Raw genomic sequence first — 25,785 nt, forward strand, 5'->3', positions numbered from 1 at the left:
ATTTAACACAGATAGACGTAATGCGTTTTTTTTCGACGAAAAGAGCATTAATTGTTAAAATTGTAAGATTTATATATGGTGTTTAGAATATTATTTAGAAATTATCACGTTTCTTTTTATTTCATTGCCAAATTCATCGACTACAACAAGTGAATGTTCTCCAATTTCGGGCTTAATTGCGATATCATGAATATCTGTAGTTTTACCAATGTAAGTTTTGTCTATATACCAAAAAAGAGTGCTATTTTTTTTAGAATGTGCAACTTTTAAAACGAGTTCGTTCGTCGTTTCGTTAAAATCCTTAGGTAGATAAATAGTACTTTCATTTTTGGGATAAATAAATTGCATTGTGACTTCATTTTCACCTAAACAATCAAATCTAAAAGTTGGAAGTGATTTATAAAATGGATTCTTTTTTTATAATAGTATTCCATTAAAGGAGGAAGTGTGAACCAAGACTGAGTGTTAATGTTGTTTAGATCTTCGCAAGAGGTATTAACCTGATAAGTGTTTGTTTTGTCTAGGTGAATTAACTTATGATAAGGACACGGTTTTGTTTTAAGACCACTTAGTTGTACGTATTGAAGCTCTGTATCTAAACAGTTAAGCGAGGCTCTGTAGCCACTAAGTCTACAGATTCTAGTTTCTTGCATTTCATCAAAAGGTTTTTTAAACCATTGACTATTTGGAAGCGCATCAAATACGTCAAATAAAATTGGAGCTGCAGATTGTACGCCAACTAATCCTGGTCTACCTTCTCCGTCAGCATTACCTACCCAAACACCTACAACATAATCTTTGGTTGTACCAATTGCCCAAGCATCTCTAAAACCGTAGCTAGTACCTGTTTTCCAGGCGATTTGTTTAGAATTGTCAAAAAACTCCCAATTGTCATCGCCTTCTGGTCTGTTTACCTCCTTTAAACTTTGATACGTTAGATAGATTGAGGCAGCATCAAAAAGTGTTTTTTGATTAGTTTTTTTCCAAAATCAATGGTTTGCGAGTCGTAGAAAGTAGGTTCGCAAAATTCATTAGAATAATACTCGCTTGAAGTGTCGTTAAAATGATTTATAGTAGAAGAGAACGCTGCATAACTTTTACATAAATCCCATAAATTACTTTCTGCTCCGCCTAAAATTAAGGATAATCCGTAATGATTTGCATTATAGGTTATGTCTTTTAGTTTTAAATCTTTTAGATAATGATGAAATCTATCTAAACCAAACGCTTGTAACATTCTAACTGCAGGAACATTTAAAGAGCGTGACAAAGCGCGTTTTGCAGGAACAGCTCCATCAAATTCTTTATTAAAATTTTCGGGACTATAATTTCCAAATTGAGAAGGTATGTCTGCAACTAATGTGTTAGGAAGTATGTCTCCTGCATCAAGCATAGCAGCATATAAAAAAGGTTTTAATATACTACCAGTACTTCTAGGCTTGTTAATTATGTCTACATTTTTTTGATGTGCTTTATCTGTTGGAGCGTTACCAACATAGGCTAAAACTTTCCTAGTTTTAACGTCTAAAACTAAAACAGCAATGTTATATATTTCATTTTGTTTTAAAATGTTATAATGATTAGAAACAATGCTGTTTACTTGTTCCTGAAGTTGTTTTTGAATTGTTGTTTTAACTCGTTCTCCTTTATTAGTTTTTGAAATAGTTTGTAGTAAATGAGGTGCTGTTTGTGGTAATGGATATGGTTTTTGTGGCAAGATTTCAGCTAAAGAAAGAGTATAGGTTAATGAATCAATAGTATTGTTTTTTAATAATTTTTTTAATAACCTGTTGCGTTTTTCTAGTAATTTTTTTTGATTTTTACCAGGATAAATTAGGCTTGGTGCATTGGGTAAAACAGCTAAAGTTGCGCTTTCTGCCCATGATAAATCATGAGCATTTCTGTTATAATAACGCCAAGATGCAGCATCTATACCAACAACATTTCCGCCAAAAGGCGCATGACTTGCATAAAGCGATAATATTTTTTCTTTACTATGCCTTAACTCTAATCTAGTGGCTAAAATAATTTCTTTAAACTTTTCTAAATAGGTTCTTGATTTTCCTTTTCTAGATAGCCTAATAACTTGTTGGGTAATTGTACTTCCACCACGTTTGACTTCACCGGAACTTAAGTTTTCATTTAAGGCTTTAATTATAGAGATAGGATTAAATCCAGGATGATTGTAAAAATAGTCATCCTCAAAAGCGATGACACACGTTTTAAATTTTTCCGGAATACTATCGCTTTCTGGAAAACGCCATTGTCCATCTTTTGCTATTTGAGCACCCAACAATACATTAGTGTTACTAGTAATAACAGTTGCTGTTGGATCTTTAAAAAGTATACTTGGTAAACAAAAAAATAGGCTACTAATAGTATAAAAAACACTATTGTTTTTTTTAAATGTTTTGAAATAATAGCAATTAACCTATACATGAGTGCAACAAAAAGGCTTTAGTTGTTTTAATAATTGTGAATTTAAAAAAATACATTTATACTTGATGATAATATCTTAATTATAAACGTGAAAAGCTACCAACTTACTATTAATATCATTTTATTTTTATCTGTATTTTTTACAAATCAAAATGCAATAGGGCAGTTGGGATTTTGTAATGGTAATTCTGGAGATATTATTTTTAGTGAAACTTTTGGAACTGGAATAGGTCAAAGTGCTTTACCTGCAGGAACAACATCCTACACCTATGCTAATGGGTCTGCGCCAGAAGATGGTTTTTATACGGTAAGTAATACCTCTAACTTTTTTGATTGGTTTATACTTCAAGATCATACTTTAGATGATGTTAACGGTAAAATGTTGGTAATAAACTCGGATTTTACAACAGGTGAGTTTTACCGAACAATTATTAATGGACTTTGTGTGGACACATCTTACGAGTTTTCTTCGTGGTTAGTAAATTTGACACCTTCTACCGGATTTTGCGGTTCAGGAGCTATACCTATAAATGTAAGTTTTGAGATTTGGGATAGTTCTGATACTAATTTATTAGCCTCTGGTAGTACCGGAAACTTGGGTAGTTTGCCTTCACCAGAGTGGTTGCAGTATGGATTAGTTTTTCAGACGCTTCCTGGTCAGACGTCTGTTATATTAAAGATGAAAAATAATGGTGTTGGAGGATGCGGAAATGATCTTGCAATTGATGATATTGTATTTAAAAGTTGTGGAGATAATATATCAATAGCAGATGCATCAGCTTCCAATATGATAAGTTTATGTAGTAGCCAAACACCTTTTAGTACGTCTTTGACAGTAACGCCAGATAATAGCGTATTTAGTACTCATTTTTATCAATGGGAAGAGAGTTTAGACGGAACTACATGGACCGATATTATTGGAGAAACAACTCAAAATATAACCATAACTGGTATTACAAATACTAGGTATTATAGGAGTAAAGTGGCTGAATCTGCTGCAAACTTAAATAATAACCTATGCAATGTTGTATCAGAAGTTTTTCAGGTAGATGTAACACCACTACCACCTGCTCCAACAATGGCGTGTTGGGAAACCGCAACTGTAAATAATACGACTTGTTCATGGGATATTGTTGGTACACAACCAATTCAGCCTATTGTAGCATGTTGGGAAACTGCGATATTTAATGCTACAACTTGTGCTTGGGAAGTTTCTGGTACGCAACCATTACAACCTTCAGGATTAGAATGTTGGGAAACCACTATATTTAATACTACTACATGCGTTTGGGATATTATTGGTGACCAACCATTTATTGAAGAAACTGAATTTGTAAATTTCTGTCAAAATGAAACGATCACTTTACAAGCCATTACAAATATAATTAGTCCAACATTTATTTGGGATACAGGTCAAACGACATCGTTTATAGAAGTAGATGCTTCTGGTATTTATACCGTAGAAGTAACTGATGGTTGTTTGACTACCATTATAACTTTTACTGTAGCACAATTAGAAACACCTTTACTTGATACTATTACCTCCAACGGAAACCATATTGTTGTTAATACAAGCAATACTGGTGATTTTGAATATTCTATAGATGGTATTAACTATCAGAATACCAATGTATTTTTTAATATTGAAGGTGGTTTGTATACAATTTATATTAAAGCTAATGGATGTGATGATGTCGTGACCACATCGTTTTTACACTTCTACATACCACAATTTTTTACTCCAAATAACGATACAAAGCATGATACCTTTGATTTAAAAGGAATCCAATATTTTCAGTCCTCAGAGGTTTATATATATGATCGTTTTGGTAAGCTTTTAAAAAGCTCAAAAAATAAATCCTTTTCTTGGGATGGTACATTTAATGGAAGTCCAATGCCTACATCGGATTATTGGTATGTTATAATAATAGATGGTCAGCGTCGTGTTGGACATTTTACTTTAAAACGATAAGGGTTTCTGCGAAAGCAGTATTATAAATTTAAAGATTTTAATACAGATTTAAGTTCGGTTTCTTTTTGCGTTCCAATAATAAATTTACTTCCATCTTTAAGTGTGATAGATAGTCCTTTGTTACCTTTTATGTTATAAACTGTTCCGTATTTAGTCCATAATCTAATTCCCCAACCACCAACAAAACCATAGTTTACAACTTTCATTGTTTTAACATCGTTTAATTTAACCTTCTTTTTTACAAAAGGATTAAAAGACATTCTAATTTCGGAATGGTCAATTTCTGTTTTTAAACGAATTAATCCAAAAAGCCCAATAACCAAAAAAAGGATTATTGTAAAAGCAATTAAGCCTTGGTTAGATAAAGGTTTGCCTCCAAAACTTTGACCAATAATTAGTTGTTTATAAATACCGTATATTGGTATTAATCCAATGCCAATTAATAACATCCAAAGCCACCATTGGTTAAATCTTTGCACTTCTTTAAAATTCATAGTTTTAGTATTAAAAAAATATCACTTTCGTGGGAAACTTTTATTTTTCAACTTCAATCCATTGTCCTTTGTTTCTAACAAAAAAGTTATTATCGTACATTGCTTCAGCTTGTAATCCTGGTAAATAGTATTGTCCTAAATACGAAGCATTAAGCATGACGTTAAACGTGTTGGTTTTTTTAGGTCCTAAGTCAAAATAAAAATTAACACGATCGTCTCTAATATCTGTAAACCTAGCCTGACTTGAAGTTGAAGCTCCAAAGTCTGTAAAACGTGTATTTACTATTTCCCAACCTGATGGAAAAATTTGAGTCAATGCAACGTCATTTATGTTGTAGTCTTTAGTATTAGTAATTTGTACTGTTGCAACAAAATCTTGACCTTGTTGTAGTTTGGAAACATCAATTTTATTACCCTTTAAATCTTTGTAAATTATACTTGTGGTCAGCCCTCTTTGTTCTGCTAACTCTTGACCTAATGGTAGTTTTCCAGAGTTTAAAATACGTATGTAAACTATGTTTTGTTTGTTGTTTTTAACGGTTATAGTGTTGCTTCCATCGTTAATTGCTAAAGTACGTTGTGCAATAGCATTTTTAGTATCGATTGTTTCGGTTTTACCATTAATGGAGTAGCTTAATTTCATGGCTTTTCCGCCATTTGCATTAACCATTTTAGCCATAGCTAGTAAGCTATATGCAGTGGTTTGTGTACTCATCCAACGTTGACTTGATAAATCATTAGCAATGGTTTCGGATAAATCTTTAACCCGTTTGTCTTTAGTTAAAATCATAGTTTCTAAAGCCATCGCTCTGTTTCTGTCAACAGATCCATAAGTGTAATAATTATATTTTTGTGGCTTAAAGTTAATATTTGCAGTACTTGACACTTGGTTGCTAGCTTCGGTTTGACCAGCTAAAGCATAAGCAGCTGCTAAACGCCATTTGGCTTCGTTAGAAATTTCTGAAAATTCGCGTAAACGATTCATAGCTCCCAAATCTGCACTTCCAGCTAATGCTAAAGTGTATAAGCGATAGGCTTGTGCTAAGTCGGAATTATATGTTCTGTAGCTTGGTCTCCAACTTTGTGCAGCTTGTTTTTGGTATTTAATCCAATTACTTTTAAAAGTTAATGGTAGAACAAATCCTTTTTTCTCTGCTTCTAATAAGAAATGTCCAGCATAACTAGTTCCCCAATCATTAGCACTATTTTCTCCAATCCAATAGCTTAAGCCACCATTTGGTCTTTGAAAATGACCTAAACGTTTGATTCCGTTTTCTATGTTTGCTTGGATTTCTTGTTTTTTATTGAAAGGTAAATCAAAAATATCTTGTAAAAATAACTGAGGAAACACACTTGATGTGGTTTGCTCTACACAGCCATGAGGATATTGTACTAGATATTGTAATCTTCTAGTAAAATCCATTGGAGGTAATGTTGAAAACTCAACGCTTGCACTATTTGTTCCTGTAACACCAAATGTCGAAAAGTCAATAGTTTTAGATCCATTTGAATCTAAAGTAGCATCTAGGTTTTTAGACGAAATTGGATTTACGTTTTCTACATCAATCTCTACTTTATAAGTTGAAGATTCCCCATTTCCAGTTGCAATAACTTCAACAGTATTAATGCCTTTTGCTTTGCTAACATCTAATTCAAAATAAGCCATTTGCTCATCTGGACGTGCAAAAGTTAGTGCCTTAGTTTGGTCTCCAACAACTGTAATTCCGTTGCTTAATTTTAATTTAACCGATACGTTTTTTACATTAGGTTCCATAGCAAAAACAGTAACAGGTAGTGTTACCTTTTCTCCTGGACTTAATTTTCTTGGAAGCGTTGCTAAAACCATTAAAGGTTTTTTGACCTGTACAGATTTGTCAGTACTTCCATAAGCTTCAGTTGTATTATTACCTGCAACAACCATTGTTCTGACTGCTCCAACGTAATTTGGTATTTTAATTTTATGTGTTTTTCTTCCGCCTGCTTCTAGATTAAATGGTCCAAGAAATTTAACAACAGGTTTAAATCTATTTGCTTTTTTGTTTTTTCCATCAGCAGCATTTCCATCTCCTCCAATAGCAAAAACTTGTTCTATACTTCCGCTATATGCGCCAACAACATCATCAAAAACATCCCAAGTTTTTACGCCTAAGGCCTCTCTAGCATAAAAGGATTGCCATGCGTTTGGTGTTTTAAAACGTGTTAGATCTAATAACCCTTCTTCAACCATAGCAATAGTGTAGGTCATTGCTTTGTTGTTTTTTTCTGAAACAAATACTTCAAATTCTTGTTCAGGTTGCAAGACGCTTGGCATTCTTATTTCTGGTTCTAATTTAGTATTTGGATCTTCTACCAATAACGGAATTACACCAAATAAGCGTAACGGTAAATCATTAGCAGTAGATGCGTGTGGTTGTAGTAATGAGATATTAATAAAAACGTTTGGAGCCATGTCTTTTGTGATAGCAATATCTACAGTGGTTTCTCCTTTTTTAGTTTTTACCCATTTAGTTTGTAAGACCTCTGATCCGTTTTCTATACTAACTAATGCGCGACCTTCTGTACCTGACGGGAAAGTAATTTTTGCAGTTTCGCCAACATTATAGTTTTCTTTGTCTGCAGCAAACACTAACATTTTTGCAGCTTCTTTATCTCCAGAAGGTTGACGTTTCCACCAGTCTTTATAAAAGTATGCAGTGCGACCAGTCATGTGACCAGAAACGGGATCTTTTATAGTAATATAATAACGACCACCTTCGTTATCTGGCACTTTAATATTAAACGATGCTTTACCGCTTGTACTGGTATTTACTTTGCTGTTTAAAAATGGTTTGTGATAGCTGCTAGAGGTATATTGTGATAGGTTGTCGTAAGAGGAGTTCCACCACCAACGCCATTCTATTTTATACACTTTAATCTCTAAATTATTACGTTTAATTGGTTTTCCTTGATCATCTACAGTCACTAAATCAAACGTGTGATTTTCATCTGTAAAAAAAGAACCGTAAGCTTTTGCTTTAGGTGATTTTAAACCAACAAAAGAGTTGTAAGGAGCGTATGGCATTGTAAATGCATCCATGGAAAAATCGCCTCCGTTTTCAAAAGCACGTACTAAAAATTGTGCATTTAGCATACCAGGAGCATCTTGTCCAATGTTTAAGTTTTTGGTAATATTTGCTAAACCTTCAGCATCTACATTGTCTTCAAATATGGTAACCTCTTCTGTATTAAAGTTTTTGGATGGATCTAAAAATTGATAGTCTTCGTAGTTTTTAAAACCAGAATAAGAGGTGCTAAATTTTGCTTTAATTTCGGCTTTTACATTTTTAGCTGGAGCACCATGTAGCCAATTTACAGCTAGTTTTCCGTTTAATGGCGTGTTAGATTTAAGTATATAGTCTTCAAAATCTATTTTAATTTTAAGGCGATTAGGTTTTACAGTTTCGACTTTAAGTCCTTTATAAAATGTTGCTCCACCAACGCTAATTTTTGCATTCCAGTTTCCTGTTTTGTCTTCAGTAGCAGTTGGGATATTAAATTGATAAAAATTATTTAAGCCTTGATTACTTATATTCTTATAAGCTAATTTACCATTAGCATCAGTTACTTCTAATTTTACTGGATGTCCTTTTGGTAGCTTGTTTGCTATATCATTTAGCATAAAAGTTAAATGAATAGAATCTCCTGGTCGCCAAACGCCTCTTTCAGTATAAATATAGCCTTTAAGTCCACGTTGTAATGTTGTTCCTGAAACATCAAATTTACTAAGTGATAGCGAGTTTCCGTCGCGTAATTTCACGTAAGTGTTATTATTACCTTTAGACACTATTGCAAAAGCAGCTAACTTATCTGTTTTTATTTTTGCTAATCCATCATTATCGGTATTGGTAGTTGCTAATTCTTGTTGTTGGAAGTTGTATAGTACGACCTTAGCAGCTGGTTCTGGATTGGTAGTTAAAATATTGGTCACTGCAAAATGATACGTATTACTAGCGCCTTTTTTTACAATAGCTCCTAAATTAGAACCAATTAAGTTTTGCGAAATAACCTTATTATTATAGTAAGCATCATTGCAAGGATTGTTGCGTTCTCTCCAGTTGTAATTATTGTCGCGATAGCTGTAAGTAATATTGTCCCAATATTCTTCTTCCTTTAAATCTTCGTCTTCTGTATTTGTGTATGTATAATCTCCACCACCATAATAATAATCGTCTTCATAATAATAATCGTCCTCATAATATTCTTCTTCATTATCACTGCTATTACTTGCATTTGCGTCACAGTCATACAACGAATATGCTTTTTTATAATCTAACTCTACACGATAAATTGCACCAGGATCTGATTTGATGTATTTGGACAAGTCAATACTATAGGTTTTCCATTTTCCATCATTTTCTATAGGGTTTTCAATTAGTTTAATAGTGTGTTTAGCAATACGACGACCAACACGTCTTATTTGGTTTTGATTATTACTTTCAAGAGTATTGTCTTGTAAAAATTGCAAAATATTATCTTCAAAAATCTTGATTATTCTAACATCTACAGCGCTTAAGTTTACAGCTTCAAAATTGAATTTTAACTCTTGAGAGTTAGGTAGTATTACACCACTATTAATTAGCTTAACTTGAGGTTTGACGTCTTCAAAAGCGATAGTTTCACTAAACGGTGTTTTTAGTTTATAGTCGTCTAAGTTTTTTATTCCTTGAAAAACATCGACTTGTACATTGCCTGTAATTTTTGATTCAGGATAGGCTTTTAACACGTTTCCGTTTACTATAAATTTAGGGTTTTTGCTATTTTGGATAGTGACTAAACCATCAAAATTTTGCTGTTTTTTAATTGGGTCAGAAAAGTTAATTGACAAATATTGTTCTGGTGTCTGAATAACGTTTACAGACATGATTTTAAAGTTGTTTTTCCCAGGAATAGAAAAAGTATTTTCTCCAGAATTGTCTGCTTTAATAGCTTCTCCATTCCATTTAATTAAGATTTCAGAATCCTCAACTAAACGATTAATACTATCTATTTTAAATTCAAAATATTTTGAAGGCTGACTTTTTTCGTTCCATTCAATATTTAGGTTTTTACCTTTTTGAGTTGCACTAATTAACTGTTTAGCCTGTTGTAATGTAATGATATCAGATGCTTTAGCAACGCCTAAAAGGTATTGCCACTCTTTGGAGTAAGATTGTAAATCGTTTGTTTCAATATTAAAATTTGGAGTAATAGTTTTAAACTGAAACGTATAGCTACTAAATTGTTTTGGAAGGTCTTTATATAATTCGCCTAAATTAATTGTTGCTGCATACTCTGTATCTGGTTTTAAATTTTCATCAGGAACAAACCTTAAAGAATGATCGTTTATTACAACAATTTTACCTTCCACATAAGGTGAGATTTTAAATACATTTTTATCAAGCACTTGGTCAGGTTGCCATCCGTCTACCACTTTTGCTAAATTGATATTTATATTATCTGCAACAGACACACGTCCTGACGTTGTAAAACTAATGTAATCTCTAAATTTAAAAAGGTTATCCGTTTCAGTAACCTCTTTTTTACAAGAATTAGCTAGTATAAACACAAGAAATAAGATTGATAGCGATTTTAATTTCATGGTAAACAGTATTTTATATTTTTATATCTATGTAAGATAAGTTGCTGAGAAAAAACTTGATATCTGGTTTTTAAAACAAAACTTGATGTTAAAGTTATTGCAAAATTTGAATTTTCAAGTATTAATCATAGACAATTTTTAATCTATTTTTTTGAGTAAAAGCTTAACAGTATTATAAGACAGGACGTATTTTAAAACGAAGAAATATTAGTATATTCGCTAAAAATTAAATAATTCGTAAAAATTAAAGAAATATGCAAGCAGTTTCAACTGATTTCGGAATAAAAGAAGCTTTAAAACAATTAGGCTTAAAAGATATAAATGAAGGGACTTCAACAGGGTCTAATAATTTTGGAAGTGGAGATTTAATCGCTTCGTATTCTCCTACTGATGGAAAATTAATAGGAAAAGTATCTACAACTACTAAAGAAGATTACGAAAAAGTAATCACTACAGCTACGGAAGCTTTTAAAAGCTTTAGAGCGATGCCAGCACCACAAAGAGGTGAAATTGTAAGACAATTTGGTAATAAATTAAGAGAATTAAAAGAACCTTTAGGAAAGTTAGTCTCTTACGAGATGGGTAAATCATTACAAGAAGGATATGGTGAAGTACAAGAAATGATTGACATCTGTGATTTTGCAGTTGGGCTATCAAGACAACTTAATGGGCAAACAATACCATCTGAACGTCCAGGACACGTAATGCGTGAGCAGTGGCACTCTTTAGGTGTTGTCGGAATAATCTCAGCATTTAACTTTCCAGTAGCAGTTTGGGCTTGGAATACAGCTTTAGCATGGGTTTGTGGTGATGTATGTATCTGGAAAGGATCAGAAAAAGCACCATTATGTTCTGTAGCATGTCAAAACATTATTGCTGCAGTTTTAAAAGAAAATAACTTACCAGAAGGTATTTCGGCAATCATAAATGGAGACTACAAAGTAGGAGAGTTTATGACAACAGATCATAGAATTCCGTTAATATCTGCAACAGGATCTACTAGAATGGGACGTATTGTTGGAGCAACAGTAGCAGAACGTTTTGGAAAATCGTTATTAGAATTAGGAGGAAACAACGCCATTATTATTACACCAACAGCAGATTTAAAAGTAGTTGTTCCTGGTGCTGTATTTGGAGCAGTTGGGACTTGTGGTCAACGTTGTACATCAACTAGAAGACTAATCATTCACGAGTCGGTTTACGATAAGGTAAGAGATGCAATTGTTGGTGCTTATGGACAATTAACAATTGGTAATCCATTGGATCAAAAAAATCATATTGGACCATTAATCGATAAGGATTCAGTAAATACGTATTTAGCTGCAATTGAAAAAGCAAAAGCAGAAGGAGGAAATGTACTAGTAGAAGGAGGCGTTTTAGAAGGTGAAGGTTACGAGTCTGGATGTTATGTTAAGCCAGCTATAATTGAAGCAGAAAACAGTTTTGAAATTGTACAGCATGAAACATTTGCACCAATTTTATATTTAATGAAATATTCTGGTGAAGTTGAAAACGCAATTGCTGTTCAAAACGGAGTAGCACAAGGATTATCGTCTGCAATCATGACAAACGAAATGAAAGAAGCAGAAAAATTCCTATCCTTTGCAGGATCTGATTGTGGAATAGCAAACGTAAACATTGGAACATCTGGAGCAGAGATTGGTGGTGCTTTTGGAGGAGAAAAAGAAACAGGTGGTGGACGCGAGTCAGGATCTGATGCTTGGAAAGTATACATGAGAAGACAAACAAACACAGTAAATTATTCAGACGAATTACCTTTAGCTCAAGGTATTAAGTTTGATTTATAATAATTATTTTTTCGCTGTCGCGGAAGTTAAGCCACATCGAAAGATGTGGCTTTTTTTGTTTTAAGCTAACTTTTTAGGTCGTTGGTCGATTTTTAAGCGTCTATAATTCATTTAGTTAAGATAAATGTTAAAAGATTTTTAATTTTTTAATAACTTGATAGTCATTAACTTAAAACAAAACCATAATGAGTAAAAAAACCGGTTATCTTCTGGGTATTTTACTGACCATTATCTTAGGTACAATTTTGTACTGGTATTTATGTTGTAAACCATGTCTTGAAGCAGATAAAGTTGCTATAGATAATACAACAAATACTGAGGATGTTTCAGTAAAAACAGATCAAAAAACAGCAACCATTAATGCATTTGCAGTAAAAGATGTTAATGGTGATTTAAATTTTCAAATTAATGATAATTTAAACTTTAAAACCTCTAGCCCTTTAATTATTGATTCTATCACTTCTAGTGTGGATGAAGGCGCAAATAAGCTTGTCGCGTATTACAACAGTAATCCTAATAAACTATTAAATATTTATGGCCATTATCGTAGTGATGAGGTTAATAACTCAGTCTTTCCGGATTTAGGGTTAGCACGTGCCAATGCTGCAAAAAATTATTTTGTATCAAAAGGTATGGCTTCAAAAAATATTAATACTTACAGTACATTGGATGATAATTTTAACGCTAATGCAGAAGGTGTATTGCAAGGACCATTAAGTTACGAAGTAAAGACTATTGCTGCAGGAGACACAAGTATTGAAGAAGACACCAAAAAGTTAGGAGACACTATAAAAGCAGATCCTTTAATTTTATACTTTGATACAGCTCAAGCGACCATTAGTTTGTCGGATAGTCAAAGACTAAAAGTTTCAAATATGGTAAAATATATAGATAAGGTTGATGGTGCATTAATTACTGTTACTGGCTTTACAGATAATACTGGTAGTCGACCAACTAACATAAAATTAGGGCAAGGACGCGCTGATTTTACAAAACAATATTTAGTCCAAAATGGAATAGACAGTAGTAAAATACAATCTTTTTCCAAAGGTCCAGATTTGCCTATTGCAGATAATGCTACAGAAGAGGGTCGCGCAAAAAATAGAAGAGTAGAAGTAACCATTAACTAACAAAAAATAAAAATTATGAATGTATTATTAACTATAAGTATTCCATGCTGGTTAATCCCATTATTAGTAGGAGCAATATGTGCAATATTAGGCTATTTATTAGGTCGTTTATTTGGAGGTAGCAATCAGGATAATAACAATAACATAGATTTAAATGTATATAAAAATAGAATTAGCAAATTAGAAACTGATTTAGCTGCCTGTAAAGCAAGTAAAGATAGCGTGTCACGATCTTCTGGAGCTGGCAATACCGCAACTTCATTTGCTTCAAATGTAACACCATCATCAACTTCAGCAATTAAAAAAGATGTTGTAGCTAGTGCTGCTCCTGTAACTGCTAAGGTAACCGATGCATCTGTGATTGCTTTTGATGCAACAGCAGCTAAAACAGCATTGGGTAAAAAAATAAAACAAGACGATTTAACTGTAGTTGAAGGTATAGGACCAAAAATTAAAGAGTTATTTCATAATCATAACATTACAACTTGGACAGCATTAGCAGGTTGTACTGTCCAAAAATGTCAAGAGATACTTAAAAGTGGAGGTAAACGATTTGAAATTCATAAACCTGGAACTTGGCCTAAGCAAGCAGATTTAGCTGCTAAAGGATTGTGGCAAGAGCTAAAAGATTGGCAAGACCAATTAGATGGAGGAAAATAATATTTAACTCATTTAAACAAAAAAGCCAATATTTACAATTGTAAATATTGGCTTTTTAAGTAATTTAAAACCTTATTCAATGCCGAAACTTTGTCGGGAGAATCAAGGTTTTTGTGTTAATTAATAGGTTTGCTATTGTTTAATAGCTGTATTAATTAACTATTTATAGTTGTTGTTTAAGTATACTTTAAATAACAACTATAATCTTAATTGTATTTTACTTTTCGTAAAATACGCAAGACGTCTTTGTACTTTCTGTATACTTCAGGAAGCGGTTTTAAATATGGTTTTGCCTCATTTAATTTGTCCAAAGCTTCATGAAATAAATTCAGATAACATATTAGATACGTATCAGGTAGGTTGTTTAGATCTTTTGTTTCGTTATTATTTAAAATTTGTCCTTTTTTTAGTTTTTCTAAAATCACATTATTACTATTATATATGTGGTGTAATACCTTTTTGTCAAATTGTGGAGGATTAAAAACTAAGGTAGACTCTATGGTATAGCTAGCATTGTCTGTAAAATTAATGACTGTTTTTTCTAATGGATAATATTTATAAGAATTTTGAAGTCCTAGTTTTAAGTATTCAATAATCGTAAAAGAATCTTCATTAAAAGTAATTGCAACTTCATCTAAAGTTGAAAAAAATAAACGGACTTGCTCATTAATAAGCTCAATGTCTACTCTAGAGTAAAACGTTTCATCTTTAACTTGCTTTTTTTCGCCAGACCAACACAGGACAAAATATTCTTTAAAAACAATATAATTAGGATTGTAGTCTTGGCGTTTTTTCATAAAATCAAAAACACCATCTAATGTATATTGTATATTGTTTTGTGCATGGTTCTCAATAGCTTCAACGATTTTGGAGTTTACATCTTGTATTTCGCTACTAAAAACTTTAGGCATGCTAATGCTTCCATCTCTAAAAAAGACTGATCCTCCATAATATTTCCAAATGTTTTTTCTAAGAGAAGTCAACCCATTATTAGCGCGTATAGTGACTAATCCAACGACTTTGTGGTCTGGTAAGTGTGGAAAAGGAATATTCTCGTATTGTACAATTGGTGGGTTTGATAAATAAGCGTTGATTAAGTTTTGGATTTTAGAATCGTCAAAAAAATCAACGCCAATTATGGTGTTATCTTCATCCTCTACGCCTATAACTATAAACGAGTTGTTTTTAGGATTGGAATTGGATAAAGCGCAAACATGTTTTAAAAATTTAGCTTTACCTTCTTTTTGATTAATATCAATTTTCCGCTTTTTATCATAAAAACTATTCTCGTCGTTATGTGCAAGTAAGTTTTTAATAAGTAAGCGTTTATTAATCATGGATTACTCTTTTTTTACAATAGTTGAGGTTGCTTGAGCTGTACAAAACATTAAAACATCAGCAATGTTAACATGTGCTGGACGTGATACTGCAAAATAAATAACCTCTGCTAAATCTTCTGGCTGTAGCGCTTTGTAGCCTTTGTAAACATTATCTGCTTTGGCGTCTCCTTTAAATCTAACCTGAGAAAATTCTGTCTCTACCAAACCAGGATTTATGGCTGTGACTTTAATGCCAAAAGGATTAAGATCAATACGCATCCCTTCTGTAAGTGCCACAACAGCATGTTTACTTGCGCAATACACATTACCTTTAGGGTAGACTTCTTTTCCTGCAGAGGAGCCTATGTTAATAATATGTCCAGATTGGCGAGCAGTCATTTGTGGTATAATGGCTTTGCTAACGTATAACAACCCTTTTACATTAATGTCCATCATAGCATCCCAATCGTCTAAATCGCCATCTTGTATTGGGTCTAATCCATGTGCATTTCCTGCGTTATTAACTAATATGTCAATATGTTTAAATGTTTCTGGTAAACTATTAATTGCTTCAAATACTTCTTTTTTGTCTCTAACGTCAAAATTTAACGTGTAGACATTAGTTTGTTTTTCTAAAGCTTTTTTAATGGTGTCTAATCTTTCTTGACGACGTCCACAAAGAATTAAGTTAATGCCTTGTTTTGCAAATTCATGAGCTGTTGCACGACCTATTCCGCTAGTTGCTCCTGTTATTAATGCTGTTTTATTCATTTAATTATGTCTTGTTTAAGCAATTATTTGTTTTTAATTTTTAAGGTACTTTATGTCCTTGACTAGCAACTAAAATTAAAAACCAATCTTCCAATTCTAAATTTATCTTTGTTGCTGCAATTGCGCCAGATAATCTGTTGCTATTTGTGGTGCCAACTACAGGTGTGATGTTGGCAGGATGTTTTAATATCCAAGATAAAAGTAATTGATCTTCAGTAGCATTGTATTTTTGCGATAATACTGCTAATTGCTTATGTATTCTTCTTGTTTGTTCTGTGTCTTCTTTAAAAGTTATACCTAAAGGGGACCAACACATAGGTTTGATATTGTTTAGTAACATATCATCCAATGTGCCATCATGCATTGCTGTATGATTAGTCAGAGAAAATTCGATTTGATTTACAGAAACATCAATTTTTTGAGATAATAAATTGGTTTGAGAAGGTGTAAAATTAGAGACTCCAAACGCTTTTATTTTACCTTGTTGTTTTAGTGTTGTAACAGCTTCAGCTACTTCGTCAACTTGTAATAAAGGACTAGGTCTGTGCAGTAATAATAAATCTAAATAGTCCGTTTTTAAGTTTTTTAGGGATTGCTCTGCAGACCAAATTATATAATCCTTGCCATAATTATAATGTTTAACTTTTAATTGCGGACGTGCATTGCCAATATACTCTATTCCACATTTAGAAATTAACTGTATCTGGTCTCTGTCTATATTGCTTTCCGCGAAAGCGTTACCAAACTCTGCTTCAGTTGTATAATCGCCATAAATGTCTGCGTGGTCAAATGTAGTAATCTGATTATTAATGCAATGATGCATTAGGTTTATGTATTCTTTTTGGTCTAATTGTTTGCCCCATTTTCCCCAAGTCATGGTTCCGGCAATTACTTGAGAGTACTTATTTTTTGTCATAGTTTAAAATCTTCAATAAAAGTAAAACATAAATTACTCTTAAAAGTCTAATAAACACCCTATTTTTAACCAATTATTAACACGATTGCAATAAAAAAATTAACAATTTGCACCACTTGAATTAGAATAGATAGTTCATTGCCTTTAAAAATATTACATAATGGAACAAACAAGTACAATTGATATTAAATCGATTAACGAGAAAATTGAAAAGGAAAGTGCATTTGTAGATTTACTAATGCTTGAAATGAATAAAGTTATCGTTGGACAAAAACACATGGTCGAGCGATTATTAATTGGACTATTAGGACAAGGACACATTTTGTTAGAAGGTGTGCCTGGATTAGCAAAAACACTAGCTATTAATACATTGTCTCAGGCTATTGATGCTAGTTTTAGTCGTATACAATTTACACCAGATTTATTACCATCTGATGTTGTTGGAACCTTAATTTTTAATATGAAAGAGAACGATTTTTCTATTAAAAAAGGACCGATTTTTGCAAATTTTGTGTTAGCGGATGAGATTAACAGAGCACCAGCAAAAGTACAATCTGCTTTGTTAGAAGCCATGCAAGAAAAGCAAGTGACCATTGGAGACGAAACGTTTAAATTAGATAAGCCATTTTTAGTAATGGCAACTCAAAACCCAGTAGAACAAGAAGGAACGTATACTTTGCCAGAAGCACAGGTGGATCGTTTTATGCTAAAAACGGTTATAGATTATCCTAAACAAGCCGAAGAGCAACTGATTATGCGTGCTAATTTAAAAGGTAATTGGGACAAGGTAAATCCTGTCGTGTCTGTAGCGCAAATATTAAAAGCGCAGGAAGCAGTTAGAGAAGTCTACATGGATGAGAAAATTGAAAAATATATCTTAGATATTATTTTTGCGACACGTTATCCAGAAAACTATAAACTAGCAGATTTAAAACCGTTAATTAGCTTTGGTGCTTCACCACGTGGAAGTATTAATCTAGCTACAGCAGCAAAATGTTATGCATTTATAAAGCGTCGTGGTTATGTAATACCAGAAGATGTGCGTGCTGTAGTGCATGATGTGTTGCGTCACAGAGTTGGAATTACATATGAGGCTGAAGCCGAAAATGTAACGTCTGTAGATATTATTAATAAAATAGTTAACGAAATTGAAGTTCCATAATTGAGTTATTACTAATTTTTTTAATTGTAAACTCAAGACTGCACACTGCATACTTAAAAAATGGATACTAAAGAATTACTAAAAAAAGTACGAAAAATAGAGATTAAGACACGTCGTTTGTCTGATCATATATTTGGTGGAGAGTACCACTCAACCTTTAAGGGTCGAGGTATGACTTTTTCTGAAGTAAGACAATACCAATATGGTGATGATGTTAGAAATATAGATTGGAATGTTACTGCACGTACTAATCAACCACATATTAAAGTTTTTGAAGAAGAAAGAGAATTAACCATGATGTTAATGGTTGATGTCTCTGGATCAGAATTATTTGGTACAGAAAACCAATTTAAAAGCGAAATTGTTACTGAGATTGCTGCAACATTAGCCTTTTCTGCAACGCAAAATAACGACAAAATTGGATTGATTTTATTTTCCGATCAAGTCGAATTATATATACCACCCAAAAAAGGGCGTTCTCACGTTTTACGAATCATAAGAGACTTAATAGAATTTGAGCCTAAAAGCAAACAAACCAACATTGTCGAAGCTTTAAAGTTTTTGCGTAGTGTGATGAAAAAGAAGGCGATTGTTTTTGTAATGAGTGATTTTATTGCAGACGATTACCAACAAACCCTTAAAATAGCTGCAGGAAAGCATGATATTACAGGGATTAGGGTTTTTGATAAACACGAGGCTAGTATTCCTAATTTAGGAATGGTCCAGATGGAAGATGAAGAAACTGGCGAATTAATGTTAGTCAATACAGGATCAAAATCAGTAAGACATAATTACGCTAAGTTTTATAACCAGAAAGTAGCCTATTATAAAGATAGTTTTGCTAAATCTGGAGCAGGTAGTTTAGCTTGCAGAACAGATGAGAGTTACGTAAAAAAACTATTAGGTTATTTTAAAACTAGAGGATAATTAATTAGAGTAAAGTAAAAACTTAACAGTGAATACAAAAATAAATTATAATAGGTTGGGTACAATTAAGACTATAAGTATAGGTCTTATTGCTTTTACCTTATTGCTTTTACCATTCATTTCTTTTTCACAAGTTAAAGCTACAATAGATTCTACTTCCATTAAAATTGGACAACAAATTACTTATAAGATTGAGGTAGAAACTGATACTGTAAATAGCGTTGTGTTTCCGGTTGGTCAAACTTTTATGCCTTTAGAAATGATTGAGGCATATAAAACGGATACAACAAAGCAACAAGCTAAATATAAGTTGATTAAAAAATATGGATTAACCCAATTTGATTCTGGTCAATACGTTATTCCTAAACAAAAAATAATTATTGCAGGTAAGCAATATATAACAGACTCGTTATTAGTTACAGTTAATAACATTGTTGTAGACACCACAAAACAAAAATTATACGACATCAAACCTATGATAGCGGTTGAAAAACCAGCTAGTGATTGGTGGAAGTATGTTTTATTAGCACTAGTAATAGTAAGTCTAATTGGATTTCTAATTTACTGGTTTGTATGGCGTAAAAAACCTTTAACAGAAGAGGAGCAAATAGCTTTACTACCACCTTATGATAGAGCAAAATTAGCATTACAAAAATTAGACGAAAGCAATTATTTAGCTTACGATAAGTACAAAGAATATTACTCAGAGTTAACCTTGGCAATCCGTAAATATTTAGACGAAAAAGTTTACGACAGAGCGTTAGAAAGCACTACAGATGAGCTAATTACACGCTTAGAAGTATTAAGTGATGGTAATCAAATAGAATTAACAAAAGACCATATTAAAAAAATTGAGTCGGTTTTAAAACGTGCCGATTTAGTTAAGTTTGCAAAGTCTGCTCCAGACGTAGAGTTAGCAAAAATTGATAGAACAGTAATTGATCAAGAAATTGATTATGTAAAAGAAGCGTTACCAGAAGCTTCAGAAGAAGAAAAACTTTTAGATTTAGAATATAAAAAACAACAAGAAAAAAAGGAGTTTCGTCAAAAAATATGGGTGACCATCGTTGCCATTATTTTTATGTTGGGACTAACATTTGCAGCATTTAGTTACAGGTATGGTTTTAATTATGTCGTAGACACTATTTTTCAAAAGGACACAAAACAGTTGTTAGAAGGCGGTTGGGTTGATAGTGATTACGGTTTTCCACCAATAACTATATCTACTCCAGAAGTTTTAAAGCGTGAAGAAGTAGCAATACCAGACGATTTAATCGATAAAATAAAAATCTCTAGTTTTAAATATGAACTAGAAGATAAGTTTACCGTAGATATCACATCTACAGTAGTTAAAAGCGCACCAGATCAAGAAGATGCACCTTCTCCAGAAACTAATGTATTAAAAGCTATTGAAGATAATTTAAAAGCTATTGAGGCAGATGGTGGAAGAAATATAATTTCTAACAAAGACAAGTTTAAAACTCCAAATGGAGCAGAAGGTGTTAAAACATCCGGAACATTTGATTATCCAATAGATGACGATAAAGAGGATTATGTAAATGGACAATTTGTAATTTTAAGTTTTGCTAATAAAGATGTAACTCAGCAAATATTAATTACATATTTAAAGGATGATATTTATTTAGACCAAGTTGTAGAGCGTGTTTTAGCGTCTGTAGAACTTAATCAAAAAGAAGACTAATGTTAGACGGAATTACATTTTTAAATAAAGAATTTTTCTGGCTGTTACTGGCATTACCATTAGCAATAGTTTGGTATGTTTTTAAGCACAAACAGCAAAACGCAGAACTAAAAATATCTAGCCTTAAAGGGTTTAAAATTACTAATTCTTGGCTGCCAAAATTAAAACATTTACTATTTGCTTTGCGCCTTTTAGCTTTAGGTGTTTTAATAGTTGCATTAGCAAGACCACGCACATCAGAGACTAACACAAAAACCAAAACTACTAGAGGTATAGATATTGTTATGGCAATTGACGTATCTGCAAGTATGTTAGCAAAAGATTTAAAACCTAATAGGTTAGAAGCACTAAAAAATGTGGCTTCAAAATTTATAAAAGGAAGACCAAATGATAGAATTGGTTTGGTGGAATATGCAGGAGAAAGTTACACAAAAACACCAATTACTAGTGATAAGTCAATAGTGTTAAATTCACTTGAGGATATTAAATACAATACTATTATTGAAGGTGGTACAGCAATTGGAATGGGTTTAGCAACAGCTGTTAACAGATTAAAAGATAGTAAAGCTAAAAGTAAAGTCATTATACTATTAACAGACGGAGTCAATAATTCTGGTGTGTTAAATCCAAAAATTGCTAGCGAGCTGGCTGTAGAATTTAATATAAAAGTATATACTATTGGTCTTGGTACTAATGGTATGGCTTTGTCACCAGTGTCTGCGTTGTCAAATGGTAGGTTTCAGTATGACAGAGTTCAAGTAGAAATTGATGAAGATTTACTAAAAGATATTGCTAAAGTTACTGGAGGACAATATTTTAGAGCGACTAATAATCAAAAATTAGAGCAAATCTATACTGAGATTAATAAGCTTGAAAAAACAGAAATTGATGAAATTAAATTTACAACTTACCAAGAGCATTTTAGACCCTTTGTTTGGATTGCAGGATTGTTATTGTTAATTGAGTTTTTAATCAGAATAACACTATTTAGAAGCTTTATATAAATTATCAGTATAAAGCAATTGTAAAAAGTTTAAAATAAAAAGATAGTTAGCATAAATAGTAATGTTGGTTAGCTTAAAATAAAAAATAAATGTTTCAATTAGAAGAAAAAATATGGTTTTGGACACTACTGGTAATTCCGGTATTAGTGCTCTTCTTTTTATTGCTACTATTATGGAAAAAGCAAACACAAAAAAGATTTGCAAACGCAACGCTTTTAAAGCGACTTAGTCCTAATAAATCAATATTTAAATCGGTACTCAAATTAGTTGTTTTATGCTTAGCTTTTGCAAGTTTAACCTTAGCTTTAGTAAACCCTAAAGTTGGTACAAGTCTAGAGACTGTAAAACGAGAAGGTGTAGATATTGTGTTTGCGGTAGATGTTTCTAAAAGTATGTTGGCAGAAGATATTAAGCCAAACAGATTAGAAAAATCACAACAATTAGTCTCAAAAATTATTGATAAACTAGGTAGCGATCGTGTAGGTATTATCGCTTACGCAGGAAAAGCATTTCCGCAATTACCAATAACAACAGACTATTCTGCAGCAAAAATGTTTTTGCAAAATCTAAATACTGATATGCTATCCTCTCAAGGTACTGCAATTAATGAGGCAATTAACCTTGCAAAAACCTATTACGACGATGACCAACAGACAAATCGTGTTTTAGTAATTTTGTCTGATGGAGAAGACCATAGTGAAGCTGCTGTACAAGTTGCAGAAGAAGCAAGTAAGGAAGGCATAAAGATATTCACAATTGGTGTCGGAGACGTTAATGGAGGACCAATACCTTTAAGACGTAACGGAGTCCTACTTAACTATAAAAAAGATAAGCAAGGCGAAACCGTTATTACTAAACTAGACGAGGACACTTTAAAAAACATAGCTAATCAGGCAAATGGTACTTACATAAATGGTGCGATAACAGACAAAGTTGTAAATCAAATGACGGACATTTTAAATAAAATGGATAAAACAGAATTTGAAGCTAAGCAAGTCGCTAATTTTGAAAGTAGATTTCAATGGTTTTTAGGTTTAGCTATCTTACTACTTTTTATAGATATTTTCTTGTTAGAAAGAAAAACAGCTTGGCTGAAAAAATTAAATCTATTTAACGAGAATTTATAAAACCCTTAACATCAACAATTGCAAGCCTTTAGTATATTTGCGAGTTATTTAATTTAAATGAAACACTTTTTAACATACATATTTTTATTGGTATCCCTATCAATCTTAGCCCAAGATAATACGGAAGATAAAGCTATAATTAAACAAAAGTTAGAAGCTCAAGGTTATACTGCTCAAGCTAATACTTTAGCAAATAATGACGATTTTATTGAAGCCGAAATGGAATACCGTAAAGCACTATCTTTACAGCCAAAGCAAGCAGCAGGTGCCTATAATTTAGGGACTCAGTATTTTAAAAAAGGAGACTTTGAAGAGTCATTATACAGACATCAGCAAGCAGCTAAAAATGCCACGTCTAAAGAAGAAAAACATAAAGCCTTCCATAATATAGGAAACATACTAATGGAAGAAAAAAAGTGCAAAGAAGCGGTTGAAGCTTACAAAAGCGCTTTAAGAAACAATCCGTCAGATGATGAAACGCGCTATAATTTTGCATTAGCAAAGGAGTGTGCAAAACAGCAAGAGGACGACAAGCCTCAGGAAGACGATAAAGACGGAGAAAACGATAAAGATAAAGATCAAAATAAAGACGAAGATCAAAAAGAAAATAACGAGAAAGAGCAAGAAGATAAAAATAAAGAGGATCAAGGAGAGCAAGACAAAAAAGAAGGTGATCAAGATAAGGATGAAGATGGTAATCCTAAAGATGATCAACAAAACGATCCCAAAGAAGGTGACCAAAAAAACGAACAAAATCAACCACAACCAGGTCAAATGTCACCACAGCAAATAAAAAACTTGCTAGAAGCCATGAATAACCAAGAGCAAAAAGTACAGGAAAAAATAAATGCAGAAAAGGTTAAAGGCGTAAAACAACAAACAGATAAAGATTGGTAACTAACATTTTATATTGTATTAATTAGATGAAATTACTGAAACACATATGTATCCTTTTATTAGCCTGTACAACAAGTTTTACTTTTGCACAAGATGAAGATGCGGTTCAGTTTCAAGCAAAAGTTAGTAAAAAAAGATTAGGCTTAAATGAGCGTTTGCGTGTTGATTTTCAAATGAATAAAGATGGTGACAACTTTGTGCCACCTAGTTTTTCAGATTTTATTGTAGTTGGTGGACCAAATCAATCGGTTAGCAACTCTTGGAATGGTAAAACAAGACGTTTTACTAAAATTTACAGTTACTTTTTAGCGCCTAAACAAATGGGTACGTTTTCTATAAATCAAGCTAAAATCGAGATTGATGGTCAAGAGTATAAAACATCACCAATAAGTATTACAGTTACAAAAGCTATTGAGAAGCCTGAAGATCCAAACGATCCAGATTATTTATTACAAGAACATATCCATTTAGTTGCAGAAGTATCTAATACTAATCCTTATCTAAACCAGCCCATAAGTGTTGTTTATAAGTTATACGTTTCGCCAACCGTTGGAATTAGTAATTACAGAGAAATTGAAAGTCCAGTTTATAATGGTTTTTGGAGCCAGAGCATGGATGATCAGAGAATAAAAGCTCAAAACGGAACTTATAAAGGTGAAGATTATAGATTTGTAACACTACGTAAAACCGTTTTATATCCTCAAAAAACTGGGAAATTAGTCTTAGAGCCATTAAGTTTGGATCTTACTATAGACGTGCCAACCAATAGACGAGACATTTTTGGTAATCGTATAAAAACACAAGCACACAGAACAATTACTGCAAGCGTTAGAACAATTAATGTAAAACCTTTACCAGAAGAGGGTAAACCAGATAATTTTACAGGAGCAGTTGGTGATTTTGTGTTTAGTTTGACAACAACAAAAAATAGTCTTAATGCAACGGAATCTCTACAGGCTAAAATTGAGGTTTCTGGTCAAGGAAATTTAAAATTATTTGAGCTGCCAAAGTTAACAACACCAAGTACTTTAGAGGTTTATGAGCCGGAACACCAAGAAAATGTTAGAACCAACATGGCAGGCATGCAAGGTAATATTTCAGACCTATATACTGTTGTGCCTCAATATAAAGGTAAGTTTCCGATTCCTCCAGTTAGTTTTTCTTATTTCGACTTAAAAACCGAAACATATAAGCAAATTAGCTCTGACGAAATAGTAATAAATGTATTAGAAGGACCAGTTTACGCAGAAGCGGATAACAAATTACCTGTGTCTAGTAATGGTAAACAACCTGTCGTTTTAAATGAAAATCAATTCGCTTTTATAAAAACAGATTCAAGTTTTACAGCTATACAATCCGATACTTTTTTAAACTCAACTATATTTTGGACTAGTCTTTTAGGACCTTTATTAGCAATTCCGTTAGCCTTGTTTTACAGAAGAAAACGAGAAGAGCGATCGGCAGATATAACAGGTAACAAAAAACGTAAAGCAGATAAGTTGGCTAAAAAGTATTTAACTGAAGCTAAAAAAGCACTAGGTCAAAAAGAAGCATTTTATGTTGCGCTAGAAAAAGCTTTGCACAATTATCTTAAAGGGAGACTTAATATAGAAACCTCAGATTTAAGCAAAGAAAAGATTGCAAAATTATTATCCGATAGACAAGTAGATAGTCAGGTGATTGTAGCTTTTGAAGCGATTTTAGAAAATTGCGAATTAGCAAGGTATACGCCAATTACTAATGTTACAATGCAGCAAGATTACGATAAAGCAGCAACTACAATCAATTTAATAGACAAACAGATTAAGTAATGTTAATACATACTGAAAGCTAGATTTGA

General features: G+C 32.5%; 19 protein-coding genes. 11 read left to right on the forward strand and 8 right to left on the reverse strand.

Annotation, left to right across the window (positions count from 1 at the left end; all coding sequences use genetic code 11):
- Positions 1–90: 90 nt before the first annotated feature.
- From AC0L3M_RS12895 to AC0L3M_RS12905, 3 genes are all read right to left on the reverse strand, one after another.
- Positions 91–348 (reverse strand): hypothetical protein, encoded by a 258-nt coding sequence (locus AC0L3M_RS12895; RefSeq protein WP_473431020.1) that lies wholly within the window; start codon positions 346–348, stop codon positions 91–93.
- Positions 349–365: 17 nt separating this feature from the next.
- Positions 366–653, reverse strand: coding sequence for a hypothetical protein (locus AC0L3M_RS12900; protein WP_473431021.1), 288 nt, complete (start codon positions 651–653; stop codon positions 366–368).
- A 281-nt stretch (positions 654–934) separates the two neighbouring features.
- Positions 935–2,293, reverse strand: a complete 1,359-nt coding sequence (locus AC0L3M_RS12905) for a penicillin-binding protein 1C (RefSeq protein ID WP_473431022.1) — start codon at positions 2,291–2,293, stop codon at positions 935–937.
- A 234-nt stretch (positions 2,294–2,527) separates the two neighbouring features.
- On the opposite strand from AC0L3M_RS12905, the gene AC0L3M_RS12910 reads away from it, so the two are divergent.
- On the forward strand, positions 2,528–4,411 hold the full coding sequence (locus AC0L3M_RS12910) for a T9SS type B sorting domain-containing protein (RefSeq protein WP_473431023.1): 1,884 nt from the start codon (positions 2,528–2,530) through the stop codon (positions 4,409–4,411).
- 20 nt (positions 4,412–4,431) lie between these two features.
- Here the strand turns inward: AC0L3M_RS12910 and AC0L3M_RS12915 are convergent, their stop codons facing one another.
- Positions 4,432–4,905, reverse strand: a complete 474-nt coding sequence (locus AC0L3M_RS12915) for a hypothetical protein (RefSeq protein WP_473431024.1) — start codon at positions 4,903–4,905, stop codon at positions 4,432–4,434.
- Positions 4,906–4,945: 40 nt separating this feature from the next.
- On the reverse strand, positions 4,946–10,522 hold the full coding sequence (locus AC0L3M_RS12920; RefSeq protein WP_473431025.1) for an alpha-2-macroglobulin family protein: 5,577 nt from the start codon (positions 10,520–10,522) through the stop codon (positions 4,946–4,948).
- Between the two features lie 254 nt (positions 10,523–10,776).
- Between AC0L3M_RS12920 and amaB the strand changes: the two genes are divergently transcribed.
- The 3 genes from amaB (at position 10,777) to AC0L3M_RS12935 (ending at position 14,120) form a co-directional block, all read left to right on the forward strand.
- Positions 10,777–12,330: an L-piperidine-6-carboxylate dehydrogenase gene (gene amaB, locus AC0L3M_RS12925; protein ID WP_145005389.1), complete on the forward strand. Its 1,554-nt coding sequence runs from the start codon at positions 10,777–10,779 to the stop codon at positions 12,328–12,330.
- A 185-nt stretch (positions 12,331–12,515) separates the two neighbouring features.
- A complete protein-coding gene (locus AC0L3M_RS12930) occupies positions 12,516–13,460 on the forward strand; it encodes an OmpA family protein (protein WP_473431026.1) in 945 nt (314 codons plus the stop codon).
- Positions 13,461–13,475: 15 nt separating this feature from the next.
- Complete coding sequence (locus AC0L3M_RS12935; protein WP_473431027.1) at positions 13,476–14,120, forward strand: hypothetical protein; 645 nt, start codon at positions 13,476–13,478, stop codon at positions 14,118–14,120.
- A gap of 206 nt (positions 14,121–14,326) precedes the next feature.
- Here the strand turns inward: AC0L3M_RS12935 and AC0L3M_RS12940 are convergent, their stop codons facing one another.
- The 3 genes from AC0L3M_RS12940 to AC0L3M_RS12950 are packed head-to-tail and all read right to left on the reverse strand — an operon-like array spanning position 14,327 to position 17,126.
- On the reverse strand, positions 14,327–15,457 hold the full coding sequence (locus AC0L3M_RS12940; protein WP_473431028.1) for a DUF5929 domain-containing protein: 1,131 nt from the start codon (positions 15,455–15,457) through the stop codon (positions 14,327–14,329).
- 3 nt (positions 15,458–15,460) lie between these two features.
- Positions 15,461–16,210: an SDR family NAD(P)-dependent oxidoreductase gene (locus AC0L3M_RS12945; protein WP_473431029.1), complete on the reverse strand. Its 750-nt coding sequence runs from the start codon at positions 16,208–16,210 to the stop codon at positions 15,461–15,463.
- 40 nt (positions 16,211–16,250) lie between these two features.
- A complete protein-coding gene (locus tag AC0L3M_RS12950) occupies positions 16,251–17,126 on the reverse strand; it encodes an aldo/keto reductase (protein WP_473431030.1) in 876 nt (291 codons plus the stop codon).
- A 160-nt stretch (positions 17,127–17,286) separates the two neighbouring features.
- Between AC0L3M_RS12950 and AC0L3M_RS12955 the strand changes: the two genes are divergently transcribed.
- The 7 genes from AC0L3M_RS12955 (at position 17,287) to AC0L3M_RS12985 (ending at position 25,756) form a co-directional block, all read left to right on the forward strand.
- Positions 17,287–18,288, forward strand: coding sequence for an AAA family ATPase (locus tag AC0L3M_RS12955; RefSeq protein WP_028283944.1), 1,002 nt, complete (start codon positions 17,287–17,289; stop codon positions 18,286–18,288).
- A gap of 60 nt (positions 18,289–18,348) precedes the next feature.
- Positions 18,349–19,215, forward strand: coding sequence for a DUF58 domain-containing protein (locus tag AC0L3M_RS12960; RefSeq protein WP_145005405.1), 867 nt, complete (start codon positions 18,349–18,351; stop codon positions 19,213–19,215).
- A 28-nt stretch (positions 19,216–19,243) separates the two neighbouring features.
- Entirely contained in the window at positions 19,244–20,917 is a 1,674-nt protein-coding gene (locus AC0L3M_RS12965; RefSeq protein WP_473431031.1) for a hypothetical protein, read from the forward strand.
- Entirely contained in the window at positions 20,917–21,921 is a 1,005-nt protein-coding gene (locus AC0L3M_RS12970; protein ID WP_473431032.1) for a vWA domain-containing protein, read from the forward strand. Before AC0L3M_RS12965 ends, AC0L3M_RS12970 begins: the two co-directional genes overlap by 1 nt.
- Positions 21,922–22,010: 89 nt before the next feature.
- Entirely contained in the window at positions 22,011–23,048 is a 1,038-nt protein-coding gene (locus tag AC0L3M_RS12975) for a VWA domain-containing protein (protein WP_292943026.1), read from the forward strand.
- 57 nt (positions 23,049–23,105) lie between these two features.
- The gene (locus AC0L3M_RS12980; RefSeq protein WP_473431033.1) at positions 23,106–23,945 is read left to right on the forward strand and encodes a tetratricopeptide repeat protein; all 840 of its coding nucleotides are present in this window, start codon (positions 23,106–23,108) and stop codon (positions 23,943–23,945) included.
- Positions 23,946–23,971: 26 nt separating this feature from the next.
- On the forward strand, positions 23,972–25,756 hold the full coding sequence (locus tag AC0L3M_RS12985; RefSeq protein ID WP_473431034.1) for a BatD family protein: 1,785 nt from the start codon (positions 23,972–23,974) through the stop codon (positions 25,754–25,756).
- The last annotated feature ends 29 nt before the right edge of the window (positions 25,757–25,785 follow it).

Source organism: Olleya sp. KJ81-1 (assembly GCF_055808135.1).

What these genes read in the sequence shown, in the direction of transcription:
- AC0L3M_RS12895 (WP_473431020.1), bottom strand. Translation starts at nt 348, where the DNA reads ATGCAATTTATTTATCCCAAAAATGAAAGTACTATTTATCTACCTAAG.
- AC0L3M_RS12900 (WP_473431021.1), bottom strand. Translation starts at nt 653, where the DNA reads ATGCAAGAAACTAGAATCTGTAGACTTAGTGGCTACAGAGCCTCGCTT.
- AC0L3M_RS12915 (WP_473431024.1), bottom strand. Translation starts at nt 4,905, where the DNA reads ATGAATTTTAAAGAAGTGCAAAGATTTAACCAATGGTGGCTTTGGATG.
- AC0L3M_RS12920 (WP_473431025.1), bottom strand. Translation starts at nt 10,522, where the DNA reads ATGAAATTAAAATCGCTATCAATCTTATTTCTTGTGTTTATACTAGCT.
- amaB (WP_145005389.1), top strand. Translation starts at nt 10,777, where the DNA reads ATGCAAGCAGTTTCAACTGATTTCGGAATAAAAGAAGCTTTAAAACAA.
- AC0L3M_RS12930 (WP_473431026.1), top strand. Translation starts at nt 12,516, where the DNA reads ATGAGTAAAAAAACCGGTTATCTTCTGGGTATTTTACTGACCATTATC.
- AC0L3M_RS12935 (WP_473431027.1), top strand. Translation starts at nt 13,476, where the DNA reads ATGAATGTATTATTAACTATAAGTATTCCATGCTGGTTAATCCCATTA.
- AC0L3M_RS12940 (WP_473431028.1), bottom strand. Translation starts at nt 15,457, where the DNA reads ATGATTAATAAACGCTTACTTATTAAAAACTTACTTGCACATAACGAC.
- AC0L3M_RS12945 (WP_473431029.1), bottom strand. Translation starts at nt 16,210, where the DNA reads ATGAATAAAACAGCATTAATAACAGGAGCAACTAGCGGAATAGGTCGT.
- AC0L3M_RS12950 (WP_473431030.1), bottom strand. Translation starts at nt 17,126, where the DNA reads ATGACAAAAAATAAGTACTCTCAAGTAATTGCCGGAACCATGACTTGG.
- AC0L3M_RS12955 (WP_028283944.1), top strand. Translation starts at nt 17,287, where the DNA reads ATGGAACAAACAAGTACAATTGATATTAAATCGATTAACGAGAAAATT.
- AC0L3M_RS12960 (WP_145005405.1), top strand. Translation starts at nt 18,349, where the DNA reads ATGGATACTAAAGAATTACTAAAAAAAGTACGAAAAATAGAGATTAAG.
- AC0L3M_RS12970 (WP_473431032.1), top strand. Translation starts at nt 20,917, where the DNA reads ATGTTAGACGGAATTACATTTTTAAATAAAGAATTTTTCTGGCTGTTA.
- AC0L3M_RS12975 (WP_292943026.1), top strand. Translation starts at nt 22,011, where the DNA reads ATGTTTCAATTAGAAGAAAAAATATGGTTTTGGACACTACTGGTAATT.
- AC0L3M_RS12980 (WP_473431033.1), top strand. Translation starts at nt 23,106, where the DNA reads ATGAAACACTTTTTAACATACATATTTTTATTGGTATCCCTATCAATC.
- AC0L3M_RS12985 (WP_473431034.1), top strand. Translation starts at nt 23,972, where the DNA reads ATGAAATTACTGAAACACATATGTATCCTTTTATTAGCCTGTACAACA.